This is a genomic window from Amycolatopsis jejuensis (assembly GCF_000717335.1).
Taxonomy (GTDB): Bacteria; Actinomycetota; Actinomycetes; order Mycobacteriales; family Pseudonocardiaceae; genus Amycolatopsis; species Amycolatopsis jejuensis.
Genome location: NZ_JNYZ01000019.1, coordinates 160,437 through 179,658, shown reverse-complemented (window position 1 = coordinate 179,658; position 19,222 = coordinate 160,437). Strand labels below are relative to the sequence as shown.

The 19,222-nt window shown below is 69.4% G+C and carries 22 protein-coding genes; 17 read left to right on the top strand and 5 right to left on the bottom strand.

Annotation, left to right across the window (positions count from 1 at the left end):
• Positions 1-71: 71 nt before the first annotated feature.
• Positions 72-962: a TIGR01777 family oxidoreductase gene (locus OO71_RS25795; protein WP_033292466.1), complete on the bottom strand. Its 891-nt coding sequence runs from the start codon at positions 960-962 to the stop codon at positions 72-74.
• Positions 959-1,405, bottom strand: coding sequence for a hypothetical protein (locus OO71_RS25790; RefSeq protein WP_051792120.1), 447 nt, complete (start codon positions 1,403-1,405; stop codon positions 959-961). Before OO71_RS25790 ends, OO71_RS25795 begins: the two co-directional genes overlap by 4 nt.
• A 143-nt stretch (positions 1,406-1,548) precedes the next feature.
• On the opposite strand from OO71_RS25790, the gene OO71_RS25785 reads away from it, so the two are divergent.
• Entirely contained in the window at positions 1,549-2,067 is a 519-nt protein-coding gene (locus OO71_RS25785) for a DUF2231 domain-containing protein (protein WP_033292465.1), read from the top strand.
• Between the two features lie 26 nt (positions 2,068-2,093).
• A complete protein-coding gene (locus tag OO71_RS25780; RefSeq protein WP_033292464.1) occupies positions 2,094-2,486 on the top strand; it encodes a hypothetical protein in 393 nt (130 codons plus the stop codon).
• Here the strand turns inward: OO71_RS25780 and OO71_RS25775 are convergent.
• On the bottom strand, positions 2,483-3,394 hold the full coding sequence (locus OO71_RS25775) for a LysR family transcriptional regulator (protein WP_245633773.1): 912 nt from the start codon (positions 3,392-3,394) through the stop codon (positions 2,483-2,485). The two genes, OO71_RS25780 and OO71_RS25775, sit on opposite strands and share 4 nt — an antisense overlap.
• A gap of 111 nt (positions 3,395-3,505) precedes the next feature.
• Here OO71_RS25775 and OO71_RS25770 point away from each other — a divergent pair, with 111 nt between their 5' ends.
• The gene (locus OO71_RS25770; RefSeq protein ID WP_033292533.1) at positions 3,506-4,654 is read left to right on the top strand and encodes an NAD(P)/FAD-dependent oxidoreductase; all 1,149 of its coding nucleotides are present in this window, start codon (positions 3,506-3,508) and stop codon (positions 4,652-4,654) included.
• 19 nt (positions 4,655-4,673) lie between these two features.
• A complete protein-coding gene (amaB, locus tag OO71_RS25765; RefSeq protein WP_033292462.1) occupies positions 4,674-6,185 on the top strand; it encodes an L-piperidine-6-carboxylate dehydrogenase in 1,512 nt (503 codons plus the stop codon).
• A gap of 281 nt (positions 6,186-6,466) precedes the next feature.
• Here the strand turns inward: amaB and OO71_RS25760 are convergent, their stop codons facing one another.
• On the bottom strand, positions 6,467-7,855 hold the full coding sequence (locus OO71_RS25760) for an MFS transporter (protein WP_033292461.1): 1,389 nt from the start codon (positions 7,853-7,855) through the stop codon (positions 6,467-6,469).
• Positions 7,856-7,953: 98 nt separating this feature from the next.
• Between OO71_RS25760 and OO71_RS25755 the strand changes: the two genes are divergently transcribed.
• Entirely contained in the window at positions 7,954-8,535 is a 582-nt protein-coding gene (locus OO71_RS25755; RefSeq protein WP_033292460.1) for a PadR family transcriptional regulator, read from the top strand.
• 1 nt (position 8,536) lies between these two features.
• Here OO71_RS25755 and OO71_RS25750 read toward each other — a convergent pair whose 3' ends face one another.
• Positions 8,537-9,037, bottom strand: coding sequence for a flavin reductase (locus tag OO71_RS25750; RefSeq protein WP_033292459.1), 501 nt, complete (start codon positions 9,035-9,037; stop codon positions 8,537-8,539).
• A 183-nt stretch (positions 9,038-9,220) separates the two neighbouring features.
• Between OO71_RS25750 and OO71_RS25745 the strand changes: the two genes are divergently transcribed.
• From OO71_RS25745 to OO71_RS25690, 12 genes are all read left to right on the top strand, one after another.
• Complete coding sequence (locus OO71_RS25745; protein WP_033292458.1) at positions 9,221-9,655, top strand: nuclear transport factor 2 family protein; 435 nt, start codon at positions 9,221-9,223, stop codon at positions 9,653-9,655.
• A complete protein-coding gene (locus OO71_RS25740; protein ID WP_033292457.1) occupies positions 9,652-9,909 on the top strand; it encodes a hypothetical protein in 258 nt (85 codons plus the stop codon). The genes OO71_RS25745 and OO71_RS25740 overlap by 4 nt, the downstream gene beginning before the upstream one ends.
• Positions 9,906-10,562, top strand: a complete 657-nt coding sequence (locus OO71_RS25735; RefSeq protein ID WP_245633772.1) for a response regulator transcription factor — start codon at positions 9,906-9,908, stop codon at positions 10,560-10,562. Before OO71_RS25740 ends, OO71_RS25735 begins: the two co-directional genes overlap by 4 nt.
• A 9-nt stretch (positions 10,563-10,571) precedes the next feature.
• On the top strand, positions 10,572-12,065 hold the full coding sequence (locus OO71_RS25730) for a PAS domain S-box protein (protein WP_033292456.1): 1,494 nt from the start codon (positions 10,572-10,574) through the stop codon (positions 12,063-12,065).
• A gap of 107 nt (positions 12,066-12,172) precedes the next feature.
• On the top strand, positions 12,173-13,285 hold the full coding sequence (locus tag OO71_RS25725; protein ID WP_051792116.1) for an acyl-CoA dehydrogenase family protein: 1,113 nt from the start codon (positions 12,173-12,175) through the stop codon (positions 13,283-13,285).
• 25 nt (positions 13,286-13,310) lie between these two features.
• The gene (locus OO71_RS25720; protein WP_033292454.1) at positions 13,311-13,664 is read left to right on the top strand and encodes a hypothetical protein; all 354 of its coding nucleotides are present in this window, start codon (positions 13,311-13,313) and stop codon (positions 13,662-13,664) included.
• A complete protein-coding gene (locus OO71_RS25715) occupies positions 13,661-14,905 on the top strand; it encodes an aromatic ring-hydroxylating oxygenase subunit alpha (protein ID WP_033292453.1) in 1,245 nt (414 codons plus the stop codon). The genes OO71_RS25720 and OO71_RS25715 overlap by 4 nt, the downstream gene beginning before the upstream one ends.
• Positions 14,895-15,395 (top strand): aromatic-ring-hydroxylating dioxygenase subunit beta, encoded by a 501-nt coding sequence (locus OO71_RS25710; RefSeq protein ID WP_033292452.1) that lies wholly within the window; start codon positions 14,895-14,897, stop codon positions 15,393-15,395. The genes OO71_RS25715 and OO71_RS25710 overlap by 11 nt, the downstream gene beginning before the upstream one ends.
• Positions 15,392-16,135 (top strand): SDR family NAD(P)-dependent oxidoreductase, encoded by a 744-nt coding sequence (locus OO71_RS25705; protein WP_033292451.1) that lies wholly within the window; start codon positions 15,392-15,394, stop codon positions 16,133-16,135. Before OO71_RS25710 ends, OO71_RS25705 begins: the two co-directional genes overlap by 4 nt.
• Before the next feature lie 7 nt (positions 16,136-16,142).
• Positions 16,143-17,081, top strand: coding sequence for a PDR/VanB family oxidoreductase (locus OO71_RS25700; protein WP_033292450.1), 939 nt, complete (start codon positions 16,143-16,145; stop codon positions 17,079-17,081).
• Complete coding sequence (locus tag OO71_RS25695; protein ID WP_033292449.1) at positions 17,078-18,268, top strand: amidase; 1,191 nt, start codon at positions 17,078-17,080, stop codon at positions 18,266-18,268. The genes OO71_RS25700 and OO71_RS25695 overlap by 4 nt, the downstream gene beginning before the upstream one ends.
• 105 nt (positions 18,269-18,373) lie before the next feature.
• The gene (locus OO71_RS25690; RefSeq protein WP_033292448.1) at positions 18,374-19,219 is read left to right on the top strand and encodes an alpha/beta fold hydrolase; all 846 of its coding nucleotides are present in this window, start codon (positions 18,374-18,376) and stop codon (positions 19,217-19,219) included.
• Positions 19,220-19,222 lie beyond the last annotated feature (3 nt).

Genomic DNA, 19,222 nt, shown 5'->3' with positions numbered 1-19,222 from the left:
CTTCGGGGAGGTGGCCGAGGGGCAGCCGCGGGGCTCAGGTGGGTGCGTGCAATACCGCGTGGCGGAAATGCTCAGCCCGGCCGGAGTTCGTGGCGCAGGACCTGGTGAAGGTGCGGTTGCGTGAACCCGAACCCGGCTTCGGTCAGCCGGGTGGGCAGGACTCGCAGGCTGCCGAGCACCTCCGGGGCGACGTCGCCAAGTGACAGCCGCAAGGCCCAGGTCGGAACGCGCAATAACGCGCGGCGGCCGAGCACCTCGGCCAGGGTGCGGGTGAATTCGGCGCTGCGTACCGGATCCGGGGTCGTGATGTTGTACGGACCCTGCGCGCTGGGCAGTTCGGCGAGGTGGCGGATCGCGCGTACGGCGTCGGTGAGGCCGGTGTAGCTCCAGAACTCGCGGCCGGTTCCCAGTCGTGCGCCGAGGCCGCGGCGGAACAGGGGGAGCAGCTGGGTCAGTACCCCGCCGTCCTGGGCGAGGACCAGGCCCATTCGCAGGTGGCACACCGGAATCGCGGCCGGGTCCGTGGCGGCTTCCCATTCGCGGGTGATCGCGGGCAGGAAACCGGAGCGGCCGGGGTCGTCGGATTCGGTCAGTTCGCGGTCTCCGCGGTCGACGCCGTAGTAGCGCATTCCCGACGCCGCCAGCATGATCCGGGGTGGCGGGTCGGCGCGTGCGGTCATCTCGGCGAGTGCGCGGGCCGGGCCGATTCTGCTGTGCCGCAGCACTTCCCGGTAGGCGCGTGTCCACCGGCGGGCACCGAGACCGGCTCCGGCGAGGTTGACCACTACGTCCGCGCCGGACAGCAACCCAGGGTCCGGCGAACCCGTCGGGTCCCAGAATCGTTCATCGGGGGCCGCGGCATTCCGGCGGACCAGCCGGATGACGGTGTGCCCGTCCGCGGCCCAGGACCGGCGCAGCGCGGTCCCGATCAGGCCGCTCGAACCCGCGATCACGATCCTCATGACAGGCTCACCGTCAGCGCGACCGCGTAGGAGAGTCCGATGAGGACGGTCATGGTCCAGGCGCGGACGGCGAGCGCGCGGCGGAACCGGGGGAGTTCCTCGGGCAGCGCGAAGACGCGGGCGGGCCAGTGCCGCCATGAGACGTCGGCGAAGATCCCGGCTGCGATGACATCGAGCCCCACCGCGATGAAGTAGCCGGTGCCGGACCCGGTGAGCGCGGCGGCGCCCCCGCTGAGCACCAGGGCGGCGACGAGCGCCACGACCGGCCGCCGGTTGCCGTGGGCGAGGGTGACCAGGAATTCCTCGCGCTGTTCGGCATCCGGGAAGAACTTGGCGACCTTCGGCTGCACGACGACCAGGCTGTAGGCCATCGAGCCCAGCCACAGGGTGGTCAGCGCGAGGTACAGCAGCTCGAAAACCACGCCCGCGCTCGGGGAAGCCATCGCACCACGATACGGGCCCGCGGGTTGCACCGGGAAAGATGGGTCATATCTCGAATGGGTACGTACTGGCCTGCCCATCTTGACCGGCACGGTGAATAAGACCAAACTTTGCTGGTGATATCCACCAGGGTCAGGAGCCGGTCGTGATCGAGGACGTCCATGCGGCAAAGCAGCCGGTGAGCCCCGCGATGGCGGGGCCGTACGGGCATCCGTTCCATCCGATCCTCGTCACCGTGCCGATCGGTGCCTGGGTGTGCGCGGTGGTGTTCGACGTCGCGTCGCGGATCGTGGCCGGGCCCGGGTTTCTCGCGAAGGGGTCGTTGTGGCTCATCGCGATCGGGGTGGTCGGGGCGCTGGCCGCGGCGCTCGTCGGGATGCTCGACCTGCTGGGCATCCCGGCGGGCACGCCCGCGTTCCGCACCGGGCTCGTGCACATGACCCTGAACCTGGTGATCACCGGTGCCTACGTCGGCAACTTCTTCTGGCGCCGCACCACCTACGACCTGCCCGGACCGGTCGCCACCGGTCCGCTCATGCTGTCCGTCGCCAGTGTGCTCGCGCTCGGGGTTTCCGGTTATCTCGGCGGCAAACTGGCCTACCGCTACGGCGTCCGCGTCGCCGACGAAGCAACGCAGGCCGAAGGTTTCCAGACCGCCCGCTGACCTGTCATGGAACAAGGAGAAACACTATGAGTATTGCCGCGTTGATTGCGTGGCTGGTCACTGCCGGGGGCGGGTTCGTCCTGCTCGGGACCTGGGTCGCGAAGGGGGGAACCAAGCGCAGCCACCTCCCGCCCGCGGTGCTGTTCGGGCACTTCGCGCTCGCTGCCGCCGGGCTGGTCGTGTGGATCGTCTACCTGGTCGCCGATTCCCGGGTACTGGCGTGGATTGCCTTCATCCTGCTCGTTCCCGTTGCCGCGCTGGGGTTTGCGATGCTCGCCCGCTGGATTCCGACCTACCGCACCCGCGCGACGGCCGAGGTGGCGGAACGGCATTTCCCGGTGGTGGTGGTCGGTGCGCACGGGCTCGTGGCGGTCGCGACCGTGGTGCTCGTGCTGCTCGCGACCCTCGGCGTCGGCTAGGTTTCCTCGGCCAGCCCGCGTAATACCCCCACCAGTGCCGCCACGCTCGGCCGGTTGCGGGCGGCCGACCGGACGACCGCGACGATGTGCCGTTCGAACACCTCGGTCAGGGCGAGCACGTCGAAGCGGGACGGGCGGAGCCGCAGCATGAGGTCGGTGACCGGGCCGATGCCGACCCCGGCTTCCACGAGCGCCAGCGACGCGGCAGTGTCGGTGACCTCGTGCCGCAGCTGCGGTTCCACCCCCGCCCGCCGGCACACGGTGCGGATCGCCAGGCCGTAGTAACTGGCTTCGGGCGGCAGAATCCAGCCCAGCGACGCCGTGTCCCGCAGGCTGATCCTCCGGGCGCCCGGCAGCGAACCCGCCGGTACCGCGAGCGAGAACCGTTCGCGGTAGAGCCGGATCAGGTGCAGTGCCGGGTCCCGGCGGATCGGGACGTCCGGGTAGTCGAGGCCGACCGCGAGGTCCACGGCTCCGGAAGCGACGGCGTCGTGGACCTCGTCGACGTCCATTTCCTGGCTGCGCACCGTCAGCCGCGGATACTGCTGTTCGACCCGGGTCAGCATCAGCGGCAGGATGTCCGCCGCGGCGGTGGCGAACATGGCGACCCGCAGCTGCCCGGCGATGTCGTCGCGCTCCAGTGCGGCGGCGGCCTCCGCCTCGATGTCGAGGATGCGCTGGGCGTGCTCGGCGAGCGTCAGCCCGGCGTCGGTGAGCTCGACGCGGCGTCCGACTCGGCGGGTGAGCGCCGTGCCCGCAGCCCGTTCCAGCGCCGTGAGCTGCTGCGACACCCCGCCCGCGGTGTACCCGAGCGCCTCGGCGACCGCGCTGATCGTGCCGCGGCGCCGTAGTTCGACGAAAGACCGCAGCTGCACACTCGACCACTCCACAACCGGGTATTCTGTCAAAAGCGACAGCTTTGCTAAAGCTTTCTCCGCATTTTTCGTCACTGGACGTGAACCTTCGGCACGCGGGACCATGAGTTCTCCTCCGGTTCGAAGGAGAACACCGTGACCCGCGTGCTTCCGCCGTCCGCCGGGGTCGTGATCGTCGGCGGTGGCGCGATCGGGACCAGCATCGCCTTCCACCTGGGCGAAGCCGGGGTGCCGGACGTCGTGCTCCTCGAACGGGACCGGCTCGGCGCGGGGTCCACGTGCAGGGCCGCAGGCGGCGTCCGGGCGCAGTTTTCGGACGAGATCAACATCCGGCTCGGCGCCCGCAGCCTGGCGGCGTTCGCCCGCTTCGGCCACCGTCCGGGACAGGAGATCGACCTGCACCGCGTCGGCTACCTGTTCCTGCTGTCGACCGCGGAAGACGTCGAGTCGTTCGAGCGTGACGTCCGGCTGCAGAACGAGCTCGGCGTGACCAGCCGGATGATCGACGTGGCCGAGGCGAAACGGTTGTCCCCGCTGATCGCCACCGACGGGCTGCTGGCCGCCGCGTTTTCCCCGGATGACGGGCATTGCACGCCGGAATCGGTAGTGCTCGGGTACGCGACCGCCGCGCGTCGTTACGGAGCCCAGCTGCACACCGAGGTCACGGTCACCGGCATCGACGTCATCGCTGGGGAGGCGCGGGTCGTGCACACGGACCGCGGTGCCATCAACGCAGGTACGGTCATCTGCGCGGCCGGCGCTTGGTCGCAGCCGCTCGGCGAGATGGTGGGTACCGCGTTGCCGGTGACGCCCGTCCGGCGCCAGATCATCTTCACCGAGCCGATGCCCGATCTGGCTCCGGTCGTGCCGTTCACGATCGATTTCGCCACGTCGTACTACTTCCACCGCGAAGGCCTGGGCCTGCTGATGGGCATGTCGGACCCGGATCAGGCGCCCGGCTACCACCTGCAGTACTCCGACGCGTGGCTGCCGCGGCTGGGGAATGCGGTCGCCACGCGCACGCCGAGCCTGCTCGGGATCGGCCTCGGCAACGGGTGGGCCGGGCTGTACGAGGTCACGCCGGACCACAATGCGCTGATCGGCCGGTCCGCGCAGACCCCGAATTTCCTGTACGCCACCGGGTTTTCCGGGCACGGGTTCCTGCAGGCCCCGGCGGTCGGCGAGGTGATCCGCGACCTGTATTTCGGCCGCGAGCCGTTCGTCGACGTCGGCCCACTCGGCGCGGACCGGTTCGCCGGTGCGGCCGTCCGTCCCGAATCCCACATCGTCTGAGCCGGCGAAAGGACTTCCGATGCCCGACCACACCGCGGCCCTGCCCACCACCGACGAGGTCCGCGCCCGAGCCCGGGCGGCCTTGCGGGACGTCACGATCCCGGACGGCGATGACCGCCAAGCCCGGACTCCCATCACCGGCGGCGATCTTTTCGGGCTCCGCGCCAGTACCGCGGCCGACGTCGATCAGGCGATCGCGGCGGCCGGCGAAGCGTTCCGGACCTGGCGGACCACGCCCGCCCCGGTACGCGGCGAACTGGTCCGGACGCTGGGGGACCTGCTGCGGCAGCACAAATCCGGGCTGGCCGACCTGATCACCGTCGAGGTCGGCAAGATCCGTTCCGAGGCACTCGGCGAAATCCAGGAAATGATCGACGTCTGCGATTTCGCGGCCGGGTTGTCGCGGCAGCTGTATGGCCGGTCGATCGCCTCCGAGCGGCCCGGGCACCGGCTCACCGAAACCTGGCATCCGCTTGGCGTCGTCGGGGTGATTTCGGCGTTCAACTTCCCGGCCGCGGTGTGGTCGTGGAACACGGCGATCGCGCTGGTGTGTGGCGACAGCGTGGTGTGGAAGCCGAGCGAGCTCACGCCGCTGATCTCGCTGGCGGTGAGCCATCTTCTCGAGGTGGCGATCGCGAAAACCGGTGCGCCGCAGGGTGTCCACCGGCTTCTGCTGGGGGATCGCGCGATCGGCGAGCAGCTGGTCGACGACCCTCGGGTCGCGCTCGTCAGCGCCACCGGTTCCACGCGGATGGGCCGGGAAATCGGACCCCGGGTGGCCGCCCGCTTCGGCCGTACGCTGCTGGAACTCGGTGGCAACAACGCGGCGGTCGTCGCCCCGAGCGCCGACTTCGACCTGGCCATCCCGGGCATCGTGTTCGCTGCCGCGGGTACCGCCGGACAGCGGTGCACGACGCTGCGCCGGCTCATCGTGCACCGAGACATCGCCGACGACCTGACCGCACGTCTCGTTTCGGCGTACGGAAATCTGCCCATCGGCGACCCGTTCGACGAGGCCACCCTGGTCGGTCCGCTGATCACCGACCAGGCTGCCGGCAAGATGACCGCCGCACTCGAACAGGCCCAGGCCGAGGGCGGCAAGGTGCTCGCGGGCGGGAACCGGCTCGGCGGCGCGTATGTGGAACCGGCGATCGTGCGGTGTACCGGCCAGACTCCGGTGGTGCGCGAGGAAACGTTCGCGCCGATTCTGTACGTGCTCACCTACGATTCCTTCGAGGAAGCCATTGCGCTGCACAACGACGTGCCGCAAGGATTGTCGTCGTCGATTTTCACCCGTGACCAGCAGGAGGCCGAACGCTTCCTCGCCGCGGACGGTTCCGACTGCGGAATCGCGAACGTCAACATCGGCACGTCCGGTGCCGAGATCGGCGGCGCATTCGGCGGGGAAAAGGAAACCGGCGGAGGCCGGGAATCAGGTTCGGACGCCTGGCGCGCCTACATGCGCCGGGCTACGAACACGGTGAACTATTCGAGCCGGTTGACCCTCGCACAGAACGTGAGCTTCCTCTGATCCCGCAGCGGGAATCCGCGGCAACACACGTGGCGGATCACCCGCCGGATCGGCAACAGCCGTAGCCCCCGAAATGCCCCGGAAACCGCGAGACTTGTCACTGTCCGAAGGTGACGTTCGTTTCGCCGGGAATCGAGGTATACGGTGGCTTCGTTCGGAATTGCCGCGCCGGGTCGGCGGGGCGCAAGCGCCGGCGACGTGCAACGTACCGCCGCCGGTCTGCAGGCACAGCTCATTCTGGGATGAGTGGACAACAAAGTCGTTGCCCACCAAGGAATCGCTCACACCGCCGCTCCCTCAAGCACCGCCGGGGCAGTCCGCAGGCGGCGGGCCAGTGGGAGACAGAGCACCAGCCCGATCACCGCACACAACCCACACGCGGCGAACCCCGCCAGATACGCGTTCAACCCCGGAATCCCGGCCGGAGTGCGAATACTCGCGAACAGCACCCCGAAAACCGCGCTGCCCAACGAGTTTCCCACCGCGTACAGCACCACCGACAGCCCCAGTGCGATGCCCGACTCCGCGGCCGGAACTGCGCGCAGCACGAGCAACTGCGTAGCGGCAAGACCGGTAGCCAGGCCCATCGAATCGAACCCGAGGGCGATCAGCTCGACCAGTGGAACAGCATGGCCGAAGGCGAATCCGGCGAACCCGATCGTGATCAAGACAAAAGCAGCTGCCGAGGTGAGTACCAGGCCACACGGGCGCAGGGTGCGCAGGACGACGATGCCGAGCAGGCTGCCCACCGCCTGTGGCACCGCGAACCAGCCTGCGGCAAGGCTGTTCCACCCGTACCCGAAGCCTGCCGACACCGGGGTCTGCGCCAGCCTCGTGACGGCGGACAGCGAACCGTAGATGCCGAACGCCATCAGGAACGTCATGGCGTAGGGGAGGGCGACCTGCGGCCGCAGCAGGTAGGAGACGTCCAGCAAGGGGTGGCGGGCGACGCGTTCGCGCCACCACCACAGGCCGCCGGACGCGACGCCGCCCAGAAGCAGGCCGAGGACCTGGGCGGAACCCCAGCCCCAGGAAGGTCCTTGGCTCAGTCCGAGCAGCAGGGCGACCAGAGCCAGCGTGAGCAGGACGGCACCGGGCACGTCGAGGCCGCCGCGGGCGCGTTCTGGAGAGTCTCGGACGAACACTGCGGTCGCGATGAGCCCGAGGAGGCTCGCCACCGCGCCGCACATGAAGAACACGTGCCAGTGGACGCCGACGGCGGCTCCCAGCAACAGGCCTGCGGCGACCCCCAGCCCGGTGCCGACGTGGATCGCGCTGATCGCGGTGTGTGCCTGTTTCGGGGGCATGGTGTCGTTCGCGATCGCTTCCGGCAGCGCGAGCATCGGCAGTTGCGCGCCGATCAGGACCCGGCCGAGGAGGACCAGCGGGAGGTTCGTCGCGAAGCTGTCGATCAGGCAGCCCGCCAGCACCAGGCCCATCGCCAGCAGGATCACCGGCTTCTTGCCGATCAGGTCCGCGAGCCGGGTGAGCACGGCGAGGAAGACCGCGCCGGACAGCAGCCCGGAGGTGAGGATCCACGACGTACCGGCGGGGGAGGTGTGCAGGTCACGGCCGATCGCGGGCAGCAGCGGCAGCAGGCCGACCTGGACGAGCTGGAGGGCGAAGCCGAGGTAGGTGAGCGTGGCGACGGCAGCGCCGGGTCTCTTCATGGAATTCCGATCGTCGAGGATCGAGGCGGCCGTACGCTAGCGGCGGGCGTCAAAGTATGTCAATGTTTACGTATGTAGATACATAAATGGAGGACCGGATGTCCCTTCGCCACGCTCTGCTGGCCGTGCTCGACGCCGGGCCGATGACGGGCTACGAGCTGGCCAAGCAGTTCGACCAGTCGGCCAGCCAGATCTGGCACGCCCCGCATCCGCAGATCTACACGGAGCTGCGGAAACTCGAACGCGAGGAGCTCGTGGCCGCGGACGAGCAGCTCCGGGGCACGAAGGCGGTCAAGCGCGCCTACCGGCTCACCGCGGCCGGGGAGCGGGAGCTGCGCCGCTGGGCGTCGGAAGTCGAGGAGCCGCAACGGTTCCGGGACGCGGCCTACCTGAAGGCGTCGTACTTCGAGTATCCGGAACCGGACGTGGTCCGCCGCCAGTTCGAGGTGCACCGGGCCTGCCATGAGGAGCAGCTGCGGCGCTGGGAACGGCACGCGGAGCTGCTGCGGGCCCGGGAACCGGAACTGCTCCGCAAGCGGCTCGCGGGTGCGCCGGAGTCCGGGCACGAGGCGATCGTGGCGTACAAGGTGCACGTGTACGAAGGCATGGCCGAGCGTGCCCGGACGGAAATCGCCTGGGCAGAGCGGGGATTGGCGCTGGTGGCGAAGATGTCCGGGTGAATCAGCTGTGGCCGAGAATCCGGTGGAACTGCCGGTTCACGTACACCAGGCTGTCCACCTCCGCGCGCGTCGTCATGTGCTCGATCTGCACGAACAGCACCGTGTGCGAGCCGATTTCCTTGCGGTCGCAGATGGTCCCGACGGCGGCCACCTGAGCTTCGCGCAGGACGGGCTGTTCCGCGGTGCGATCCCAGATGTCCCACGCGAAGCGGTCGTCCATCGGGGTTTTCGTCGCGCCGGAGAAGTGCACCGCGAGCTGGGCGCCGCGGCCGGTGAGGACGTTCAGGCACACCCGGCCGTTGCCGACGAAGACCGGATGGCTGGAACTGCTGCGGTTCACGCACACCAGCACTGTCGGCGGCGTGTCGGTCACCGAGCACACTGCGCTGACCGTGATCCCGCACCGGCCGTACGGGCCGTCCGTGGTCAGGATGTTCACTGCGGCCGGCAGCCGGGCCATCGCATCGCGAAAGGCACGCCTGCTCACTGCGGTCTGCGTCATGGTGAACCCTCCGGTGTCCGCTGCCACCGACCTTAGGCACGATCGCGGTGGCCGGATATTGCCGACAACCGGACGGCCGTGTCGGCAATCCGCTCGTCGGATAGGGGACTTCTTTACCGTCCCTGGGCACTCTGCCAATGGACGCCCCGCCGGACCCCCGCCGATAGTGGAGGGGTGACGACGATGACCGGCGAACGTGCAGTGGAAACCCTGACCCGGTACCTCCGGCTCTGCGACGAGCCGTCGCCGGAGCGCACGGAATCCGCGCTGGGCGCGCTTTTCACCGAGGACGCGATCTGGGAAGGCACCGGCGCCGAGTACGCGCAGCGGTTCGGCAGTACCCAGGGCCGCGACGCGATCGTGAAGATGCTCTTCGGTTATCAGTCGGCGGAAAATCCGCTCGTGCGCAACGTGCACCTCCTTTTTCCGGGTAGGGTCGCCGTATCCGGGGACACGGCGGAAGGGAGCTGGCAGATGCAGCAGTTGTCGTCCTACGCCGACGGCCGTGCCGAGGTGATGGTGGCCCGGCTCGACGTCGAGTTCCGCACGGCCGGGCCGGACGCCCTGATCTCCCGGTTCGGCACCTGCCGCCTCTTCAGGGCGGAGCTGGGCGGATGAGCCGGATCCTGTCGATGACCTGTTACGCCGACACGCACGAGTACGGCTGGCGGCACGTCGACCTGTTCGTGCACGACCCGGGTGGCCGCGAGCTCAACTGGGTGCACTGGCCCGCCGAGGAGGTCGGTCCGGACGGTGCGGACGTGGCGACGGCGCGGCACGAACCGGGGTTGCACCGCACTTCGCCGTGGCGGCGCGGGATCAGTGCCGACGGCAGCGAGTACTGGACTGCCGACGCCGCATGGAGCGAGTGACGGCGAGTGATGAGGTGACCGCGATCGAGCCCGCAACCGAGGACGGCGTCGTCTACATCGTGGACGACGACAGTGAGCTCTGCACTTCGCTCGCCTGGCTGCTGGAGTCGGTCGGGGTCGCCTCGCGGTGTTTCGGGAGTGTGCGGGAGTTCCTGGACGCCGACCTGGGGACCGTCCCGGCGTGTCTCGTGCTCGACGTGCGGATGCCCGAGATCGGCGGGTTCGAGCTGCAGGAGCACCTGTCCTCGGCGGGGTCGGTGATCCCGATCGTGTTCGTGTCCGCGCACGGCGACATCCGCATGTCGGTGCGGGCGTTGCAGAAGGGCGCGCTCGATTTCCTGCCCAAGCCCTACGATCCGCAGCACATGATCGAGGTGGTGCAGGGCGCATTGCGCACGGCGCGCGAACGGTTCGCCCGCGCGGCCGAGGTCCGGGAGCTGCAGGAGCGGCTGGCCCGGCTCACGCCGCGCGAGCTCGAGATCGTGCGGCTGGTCGTCGACGGGATGTCGAGCAAGCGCATCGCCACCCGGCTCGGGATCAGCGTGAAGACGGTCGACGTGCACCGCGCGCGGGCCCGCGAAAAGACCGGTGCGGAAACGGTCGCCCAGCTGGTCCGTGACGTGCTCCAGCTCGGCGTCGAGCTCCCTGGCTGAGGAGTCACCGTGGACGACGAGATCGCGCCTGCCGACTACCGGGACCTGGTCGATTCGCTGAAGTACTGCGTGATCGTGCACGATGCCGAAACCAAGGCCATCCTCTGGGCCAACCAGGCCGCCTGCGATTTCCTCGGGTTCACGCTGGACGAGCTGAAACCGCTCACCGCGTCGGACATGAGCGGCCGGGCGCCGCAGTACAGCCGCGAGATGGGCCTGGCGTGGCTGCAGCGGGCCGTCGAGCACGGCGTGAGCGCGATCGAATGGTGCACGCGCACCCGCACCGGCGAAGAAATCCTGACCGAGGCGATCGCGATCCGGGTGGCCCTGCGGTCGCGGACGGTGGTGCTGAGCCAGTTCCGGGACATCGCGCAGGAGAAGGAGATCCAGCGCGACCTGTTCCGCACCGAGGGCAGGCTGCGGGCGTTCCTGCAGAACCTGGCCGAGGGGATCGTGGTCCTCGACGAGGCCGCGGTGGTCGAGTTCGCGAGTGAGTCGGCGGCCCGGCTGCTGCACGTGGACGTCGAGCACCTCGGCGGGGCCGATTTCCGCGATTTCTGCGACCCGCCCACGCGCCGGCTGCTGGACCAGCAGCTCGCCAGCACCTCGCGCGGGGCGCCGGTGCAGCGGTCGCGCTACCGGCTCGTCACGCCGGACGGCACCGCGCGGTGGTACTCGGCGAGCTGCCAGTATCTCGACCTCGAAAGCGATCTGCACGGGCATCTGCTGCTGTTCCACGACATCACCGAGCGGGTCGAGGCCGAGGAGCTGCACCGCCAGGACGTGGCGCACCTCGACTACCTCGCGCGGTACAACGCCATGGGCGACATGGCGATGGCGATCGCGCACGAGGTCGCCCAGCCGCTGTCCGCGGCGGCCAACTTCCTCGAAGGCGCGCGCGGCCGGCTGACCGGGGCGGGCCACGAGAAAGTGGTGTGGGGACTGGACAGCGCCAAAGCCCAGCTCGACCGGGCGACCCAGATCCTCACCAGCCTGCGCCAGTTCGTCGTGCGGCTCGAGCAGTCCATGCAGTGCGCCGACCTGAACGACATCGTCGGGGAGTGCCGGTATCTGCTGGACGTACGCGCTCGCGGGCATTCCGTCGACCTGCAGGTGTTCCCGTCCGCCGAACCGCTTCCGGTGCGGTGCGAGCGGGTGCTGATCGGGCAGGTCGTGCTCAACCTCGGCTTCAACGCGATCGACGAGATGGCCCGCTGGCCGCTCGGGCAGCGCTCGGTCGAGATCCGCACCCGGGTCACCGGTACCTCCGCCGAGGTTTCGGTGCTGGACCGGGGACAGGGCATCACCGCATTCCCGGACGGCCGGATCTTCGACGGCGTGTTCACGTCGAAACCGCACGGCAGCGGCATCGGGCTCGCGCTGAGCCAGCGGATCATTTCGCGGCACCACGGCCGCATCTCCGCGCGGGAGAATTCGCCGCACGGCGCGATTTTCGCGTTCGAGCTGCCGCTTTCCCCGGCGGACGACGCCTCCGGCAAGTAGGTAATTTCCTTAGCTGCCGGGGGAAACTCCCGATTGTCGCGCTGCACCGTCCTGCCTAGCGTCGTAGCAAGACGGCGGTGATCAAGCGACGCAAGGAGGTCCGGCCGATGGATCCGACCCTGGACGACGTGCTGGAGCAGGTGGCGAAACGGCGTGAGGAATTCGCGGCCGACCGGTTCGTGCCGCGTGACGTCATCGACGATCTGAAGAAGATCGGGATGTACCGGGCGGCGACGCCCGCCTTCGTCGGCGGGACCCAGCTGCCGCCGAGCGAGTTCCTGCACCTCGTCGAGCGGATTTCCGAGGTCGACGGATCGACCGGCTGGGTGGCCAGCTTCGGCTCGTCCGGGTTCTACCTCAGCGCACTCCCGCCGGACACCATCGCCCGGCTGTACGCCGACGGTCCCGACCTCGTGTTCGCCGGTGCGCTGTTCCCGGTGCAGCCGGCCGTCCGGGTCAAGGGCGGCTACCGGGTGAGCGGGCACTGGAAGTTCTCGAGCGGCTGCAAGGCGGCCGACGTGATCGGCGTGGGCATCGGAACCGGTGACGTGGGCGGGAAGCCGCGGACCGCGGTGCTGCGGGCCGACCAGGTCCGGATCGTCGAGAACTGGGACGTCGTGGGGCTCGAAGGCACCGGCAGCCACGACATCGTCGTCGAGGACGTGTTCGTCCCCGAGGAGGACACGTTCGTCCGCGGCGGCCCGCCGACCGTCGACGACCGGCTGTTCCGCTACCCGCCGCTCGCCTACGCCGCGCAGGTGCTCGCGGCGGTGAACCTCGGCATCGGCCGGGCCGCGCTCGACCACGTGCTGCGGGTGGGCGCGGGCCGCGCCGGGATCACCGGTGCGCCACGGCTCGCCGACCGCGCGTACTACCGGATCGGTGCGGCGAAGGCCGAGGCCGGCTTGCGGTCCGCGCGCGCGTTCTTCTACGAGATCACCGACGAGGTGTACGCCGACATCGTCGCGGGCAAGGAACCAACCGATCGGCAGAAGGCGACCCTGCGCCTGGCCGCCGCGCACACCGCCGAAGCCGGGCTGGCGGCTGTCCAAGCGGCGTATGGGCTTTCCGGGACGGTCGCGATCTACCACGACCATCCGTTGCAGCGTTACCTGCGTGACGCCTCGGTCGTGACCCAGCACGCCTTCCTTTCGAGCGGAATGTACGACAGTGCGGGCGCGGTGATGATGGGCCTGCCCGCGGCCCCCGGATTCCTGTAATCCCCATACGAGCAAAGGAGCTTCGATGGCCGAGGCAACCCCTCTTCGCGTGCTGTTCTGCATCGGGATCAACCAGAACTTCTTCGACCTTCCGCTCGACCAGAGCGGGCAGGTGTGGGCCGGGTTCGGGCAGTTCATGTCCGAGCTGGGCGGGCTCGACGGCGTGACCGTGATCGGCAGCCTCGACGACGACGTGCACCAGGTGGGTCCGTCCGGGAGCTGGCCGTGGACCGCGTACCTGCTGGCCGACGTCGCCGACCAGCCGACCGTCGGCGCGGCCTGCAACCTGCTGCGCACGGTGCGGGTGGGCGAGCACGCGCTGTGGAAGTACGCGCGGATCGAAGCCCGGATCGGGCGGTCGGCCGAGGTGCGCGGATGAGTGCGCTCGTCGACCACGACCGCTTCGACGTCGCGCTCTACACCGACCCGGAGCTCTTCGACCGCGAGATGGAGCGCATCTTCCACCGCACGTGGGTGTGGGTGGCGCACGAGAGCGAGATCGCGAACGCGGGCGACTACAAGACGGCCACGGTCGGCACCCAGCCGGTGATCGTGACCCGTGACCGCCGCGGCGGGATCAACGTGCTCGTCAACCGGTGCCGGCATCGCGGCGCCAGCGTGTGCGAAACCCCGCGGGGCAACGGAAACGGGTTCACCTGCCCGTACCACGCCTGGTCGTACACTTTGGACGGTTCGCTGCGCGGTGTCCCGTATCCCGAGGGCTACGAGGACGTGCTGGAGAAGAAGGACCTGCCCCTGAAGCGGCTGAAGGTCGCCACTTACGGGGGATTGGTGTTCGCCTCGCTGAACCCCGGCGTGCAGCCGCTGGAGGAGTTCCTCGGCAAGGCGCGGTACTGGATCGACCTCTTCCTCAAGCAGGGCGCGGGATACCCGGTGAAAACGCTGGGGGAGCACCGGTTCCGCTTCAAGGGCAACTGGAAGATCCAGCTGGAGAACACCACCGACGCGTACCACTTCCCGATCGTGCACCGCTCGTTCATGGCCTCGGTCGACGCCGAGACCGCGGGCATGCTGTCGTTCATGACCGACGAGAACGCGGTCGTGCGGGCCTTGGGCAACGGGCACAGCGTCGCGCTGATGGTGCCGGGCCAGAAGGATCTCGACGTCGATGACGGCGAGCCGTTGCCGGAACGATTCGCCGATCTTGCCGCCGAGCTGGCCGAGGAGTACGAGCCAGCGGAGGTACGGCGGATGATCCGGGCGCTGCACGGCTGCGGGTTCAACCTGAACCTGTTCCCGAACGTGTCGCTGTCGGTGTCGTTCCTGCGGGTGCTGCGCCCGATTTCGGTGGCCGAGACGGAGATCCGGCACGTCGCGATCGGGCTCGACGGCGGCCCGGAGTCGGTCAACCGCCAGCGGATGCGCATGCACGAGCACTTCCAGGGCCCGTTCGGGTTCGGCACGCCGGACGATTCGGAGGCGTGGGACCGCGTGCAGCGCGGTGCGGCCGGTGGCCCGGAGCTGCCGATCCTGCTCAACCGCGGGCTCAAGCGCGAGTCGCTGGACGGCAACGGGGATCGCGTCTCGCAGGTCACCGACGAGTCCGGGATGCGCGAGGCGTACGCGATGTGGAAGGCGATGATGAGCGATGACAGCTGAGGCGGCGGTGCTCCGCACCGGTGGCAGGTTCGCCGATGCGGTCGAGCTGATCTGGCGCGAGGCGAAACTCCTCGACGACAAGGCGTACGACGAGTGGGACACGCTCTGGACGCCGGATGCCCACTACGTGCTCCCGATCGACCCGGACGCGGCGGATTTCGCCGGTTCCCTCAACCTGATCTACGACGACGAGCGGATGCGCAAGCTGCGGATCGCGCGGATGACGTCCGGGCACGCCCAGTCGGTGCTTTCCGCGGCCCGGACGGCGCGCACGCTCTCGCGATTCGTCGTGCTGTCCGACACTGCCGATGAACTGGAGATCAGCTCGGCGCAGCTGCTGGTCGGGCACAAGCGCGAAGAAACCTTCCTGCTCGGCGCCGACGTCACGCACCGGATCCGGTTCGGCGAGACCGGTCCGCGGATCGCGTTGAAGGTCGTGCGGCTGCTCAACTCCGACGAATCGATTCGCGCGACGGGATTCCTGTTGTGAGCGCGCGGGTTGCGGTGGTGACCGGTGCCGCGCGCGGGCTCGGCGAGGTGATTGCCGGGCGGCTGCACACCGCCGGGTACATCGTGGTGGTCACCGATCTGTCCGCGGAAGCGGCCGATGCGGTGGCCGGGAAGCTCGATCCGGACCGGTCGACCGCGCTCGGGCTTGCCCTCGACGTGCGGGAGAAGGAGTCGTTCGAGCGGGTGCTCGCCGAGGTCACCGGCCGGTGGGGCGGCGCCGACGTGCTGGTCAACAACGCGGCGACGGCCCGGATCGAGCCGGTGCTGGAGATTTCCCCGGAGAGTTTCGCGGCGGTCGTGTCGACGACCCTCACCGGCGTGTTCTTCGGCTGCCAGGTGTTCGGCGCGCATTTCGCGGCCCGCGGGCAGGGGCGCATCGTGAACGTCGGGTCGCTCGCCGGGCAGAACGGCGGGTCGGCGACCGGTGCGCACTACGCGGCGGCGAAAGGCGGGGTCGGCACCCTGACCAAGGTGTTCGGCCGCGATCTGGCGGCATCCGGCGTCACGGTCAATGCGGTGTCACCCGGTCCGCTCGACCTCCCGTCGGTCCGCGAGGCCGTGCCGTCCGAGGCACTGGCGGCCATCGTGAAGTCGATTCCGGCCGGGCAGCTGGTGTCCCCGGAGTTCGTCGCGGACACCGTCGTGCTGCTCGCCGCCGAGCACGCCGGGACGGTCACCGGTGCCTGCTGGGACATCAACGGCGGGCTGTACCTGCGATAGGGGCGAGATGATCACGGTGCGGGTGGCGGAGATCGCCGAGGAAGCCGACGGCATCAAGTCGTTCCGGCTCGAACCGTGCGAGCCCGGCGGACGGCTGGCCGGTTACGAGGCGGGCGCGCACATCGACGTCACCGGGCCGACCGGGATCACCCGCCAGTACTCGCTGTGCGGTGCCGATCCGGGGTCCTACCTGATCGCGGTGAAGCTCGAAGAGAACTCGCGCGGCGGGTCCGCGGCCTTGCACAGCAAGGTGTTCGTCGGCGACGAGCTGAGGATCAGCCCGCCGCGCAACCTCTTCGCGCTCGGCAAGGCGGCGAAGCATGTGCTGCTCGCCGGTGGCATCGGCGTCACGCCGCTGCTGGGGATGGCGTACCAGCTCACCCGGGAGGGCAAAGACTTCACCCTGGACTACTTCGCCCGCTCGCCCCAGTACGCGGCGTTCACCGGGATTCTCGGCGAAAAGTTCGCCGAGCAGGTCACGTTCCACTATGGACTGTCGGTACCCGACCAGGAAAACACCCTCACCGCCATTCTCGGCGGCCTCGACGCGGACAGCCACGTCTACGTCTGCGGCCCGGCTCCGTTCATGACCCAGGTGACCACGCTGGCCGCGGCAGTCCTCACCCCGGAGCAGATCCACCTCGAGCACTTCGCCGCACCCGAGCCGGAAACCACGGAGAGCGGTGCGTTCGAAGTCGAGATCGACACCGGCGAGGTGTTCACCGTACCCGCGGATCGTTCCATCGCCGAGGTGCTGGAAGACGGTGGCGTGCCGATCGACACCTCGTGCCGGGAAGGAATCTGCGGTACCTGCATTGCCACGGTCCGCGAAGGCGTACCCGATCACCGCGACCACTGCCTCACCGCCAAGGAAAAAGCGGCCGGGGACCAGATCGCGTTGTGCGTGTCGCGGTCCCGCAGCGGAAGGCTGGTGATCGAACTGTGAAGCCGAGCGAACGCGTAGCCGAGGCACTCGACCGGATCGAGGCCGCCGACCCCGACGTCCGGGCCTGGGTCGTCGTGGACCGGGAAAATGCGCTGCGGGCCGCGAAGGAACGCGACCGCGACCCGGGGCCGTTGCAGGGAATGCCCTTCGGGGTGAAGGACATGATCGACGTCGCGGGGCTGCCGACCGAATGCGGGTCGCCGGTGCGGCGCGGGCACGTCGCCCGGTCCGACGCCTGGCTCGTCGCGCGATTGCGCGAGGCGGGCGCGATCCCCATCGGCAAGACGGTGACCACGGAATTCGCTTACTTCTCGCCGGGGCCCACCCGCAATCCCCGCGACCTCTCGCGGACGCCGGGTGGTTCGTCGAGCGGGTCCGCCGCGGCGGTTGCCGCCGGGATGGTGCCGCTCGCGCTCGGGACGCAGACCGCCGGATCGGTGACCCGCCCGGCCTCGTTCTGCGGCATCGCGGGTTACGTGGCCGCGCACGGGACACTGCCGCTGCGCGGGATCGTCGGGATGTGCCCGGCGCTGGACAGCGCGGGCCTGCTCGCCGCATCGGTGTCCGACCTGGCGCGGGTGCACGAGGTGCTCACCGGCGAGGCGACGGCGCCGGACCCGCGGCCACCCCGGCTGCTGGTGTGGGACGGGACCGAGGCCGGCGGGGTCGGCGAGGAAATGCTTGCGGCCCTGCACAGAGCGGAGAAAGCCGCGGTCGAGGCCGGTGCTGTCGTCGAACCGTGCCCGGTGCCGATGGCCGAGGTCGTCGACGCGCACGGCACGGTGATGGCGTACGAGGCAGCCCGGTCCCACGTCGGCTGCCTGCGCCAGGAACAGATCAGCACGCGGCTGTCCGGCCTGATCGCGGCCGGGCGGGCGGTTCCGTCCGGAGGTTACCGGGCGGCGCTGCGGACGGCGGCGGAGGCGCGGGCCCGGCTGGCCGCTGCGGAGTACGACGCGATTCTGGCCCCGGCCGCGCTCGGGGCGGCCCTGCCGGGGCTCGGCAACACCGGGTCGCCGGTGCTGAGCCGTCCGTGGCAGCTGCTCGGATATCCCGCCGTCACGGTGCCCGGGCTCAGCGACGCCGCCGGGATGCCGCTCGGCATGCAGCTCGCCGGGCGGCCCGGACGGATGGCCGCGCTGCTGGCCGTCGCCGGTTTCCTGGAAACGGCGATCAGTCCCGGCTAAGGATTTGCTTAGCCCGGTGGCGGACACCGCCAATGGACGATCCCGCATTTCCCGGAGACGATTCTCGACAACCGAATCCGCATTTTCGCAAAAAGGAGCTGGCAGATGGTCGCGGACCTGACCGAAGCGGCGACGAGTGCCACCGTGCAGGCCGGAAACCGGAATCTGCACTACCACGACGCCGGTACGGGACATCCGGTCGTCCTGCTGCACGGCAGCGGGCCCGGCGCGACCGGCTGGAGCAATTTCCGGCCGAACATCGCCGGACTCGCGCAGTCGTTCCGGGTGCTCGCGCCGGACATGCCGGGCTGGGGCCGCTCCGACGTCACGCCTGCCGACGGTTACGACCACCCGGGTACCGTCATTGCTTTCCTCGATGCACTGGGGATCGAAAAGGCCGCACTGGTCGGCAACTCGATGGGCGGGATGACGGCGCTCGCGGTGGCCGCGCGGTACCCGGAACGCGTGTCGCACCTGATCACCATGGGCACCGGAATCCTCTCGACGCGCCGGGTTTTCGCCCCGGGCGACGGCCCGTCGGAGGGGCTGAAGATCCTGCTCGACGCGTACCGCGACCCGTCGCCGGCCACGATGAAAAAGCTCGTCGAGGTCATGACTTTCGACCCCCGGTACGTCACCGACGACCTGGCTCGCGAGCGTTCCGAGGGCGCGCTCCGCGTACCCGAGCACCTGAAGAACTTCCTGGCCAGCTGGGAAGACGGCGGTCCGGTGCGCGGCGGCGCGACGAACGACGAGGCGGCCGGAATCCAAGCGCCGACGTTGCTCATTCACGGCCGCGACGACCGGGTGATGCATTACGAGTATTCACTGCATCTCGTTTCCACCATTCCGGATTCCCGGCTGCATCTGCTGAACCGCTGCGGGCACTGGGCCCAGCTCGAACACGCGGCGGAGTTCAACCGCATCGTCACGTCATTTCTGTCCGAGTAAGCA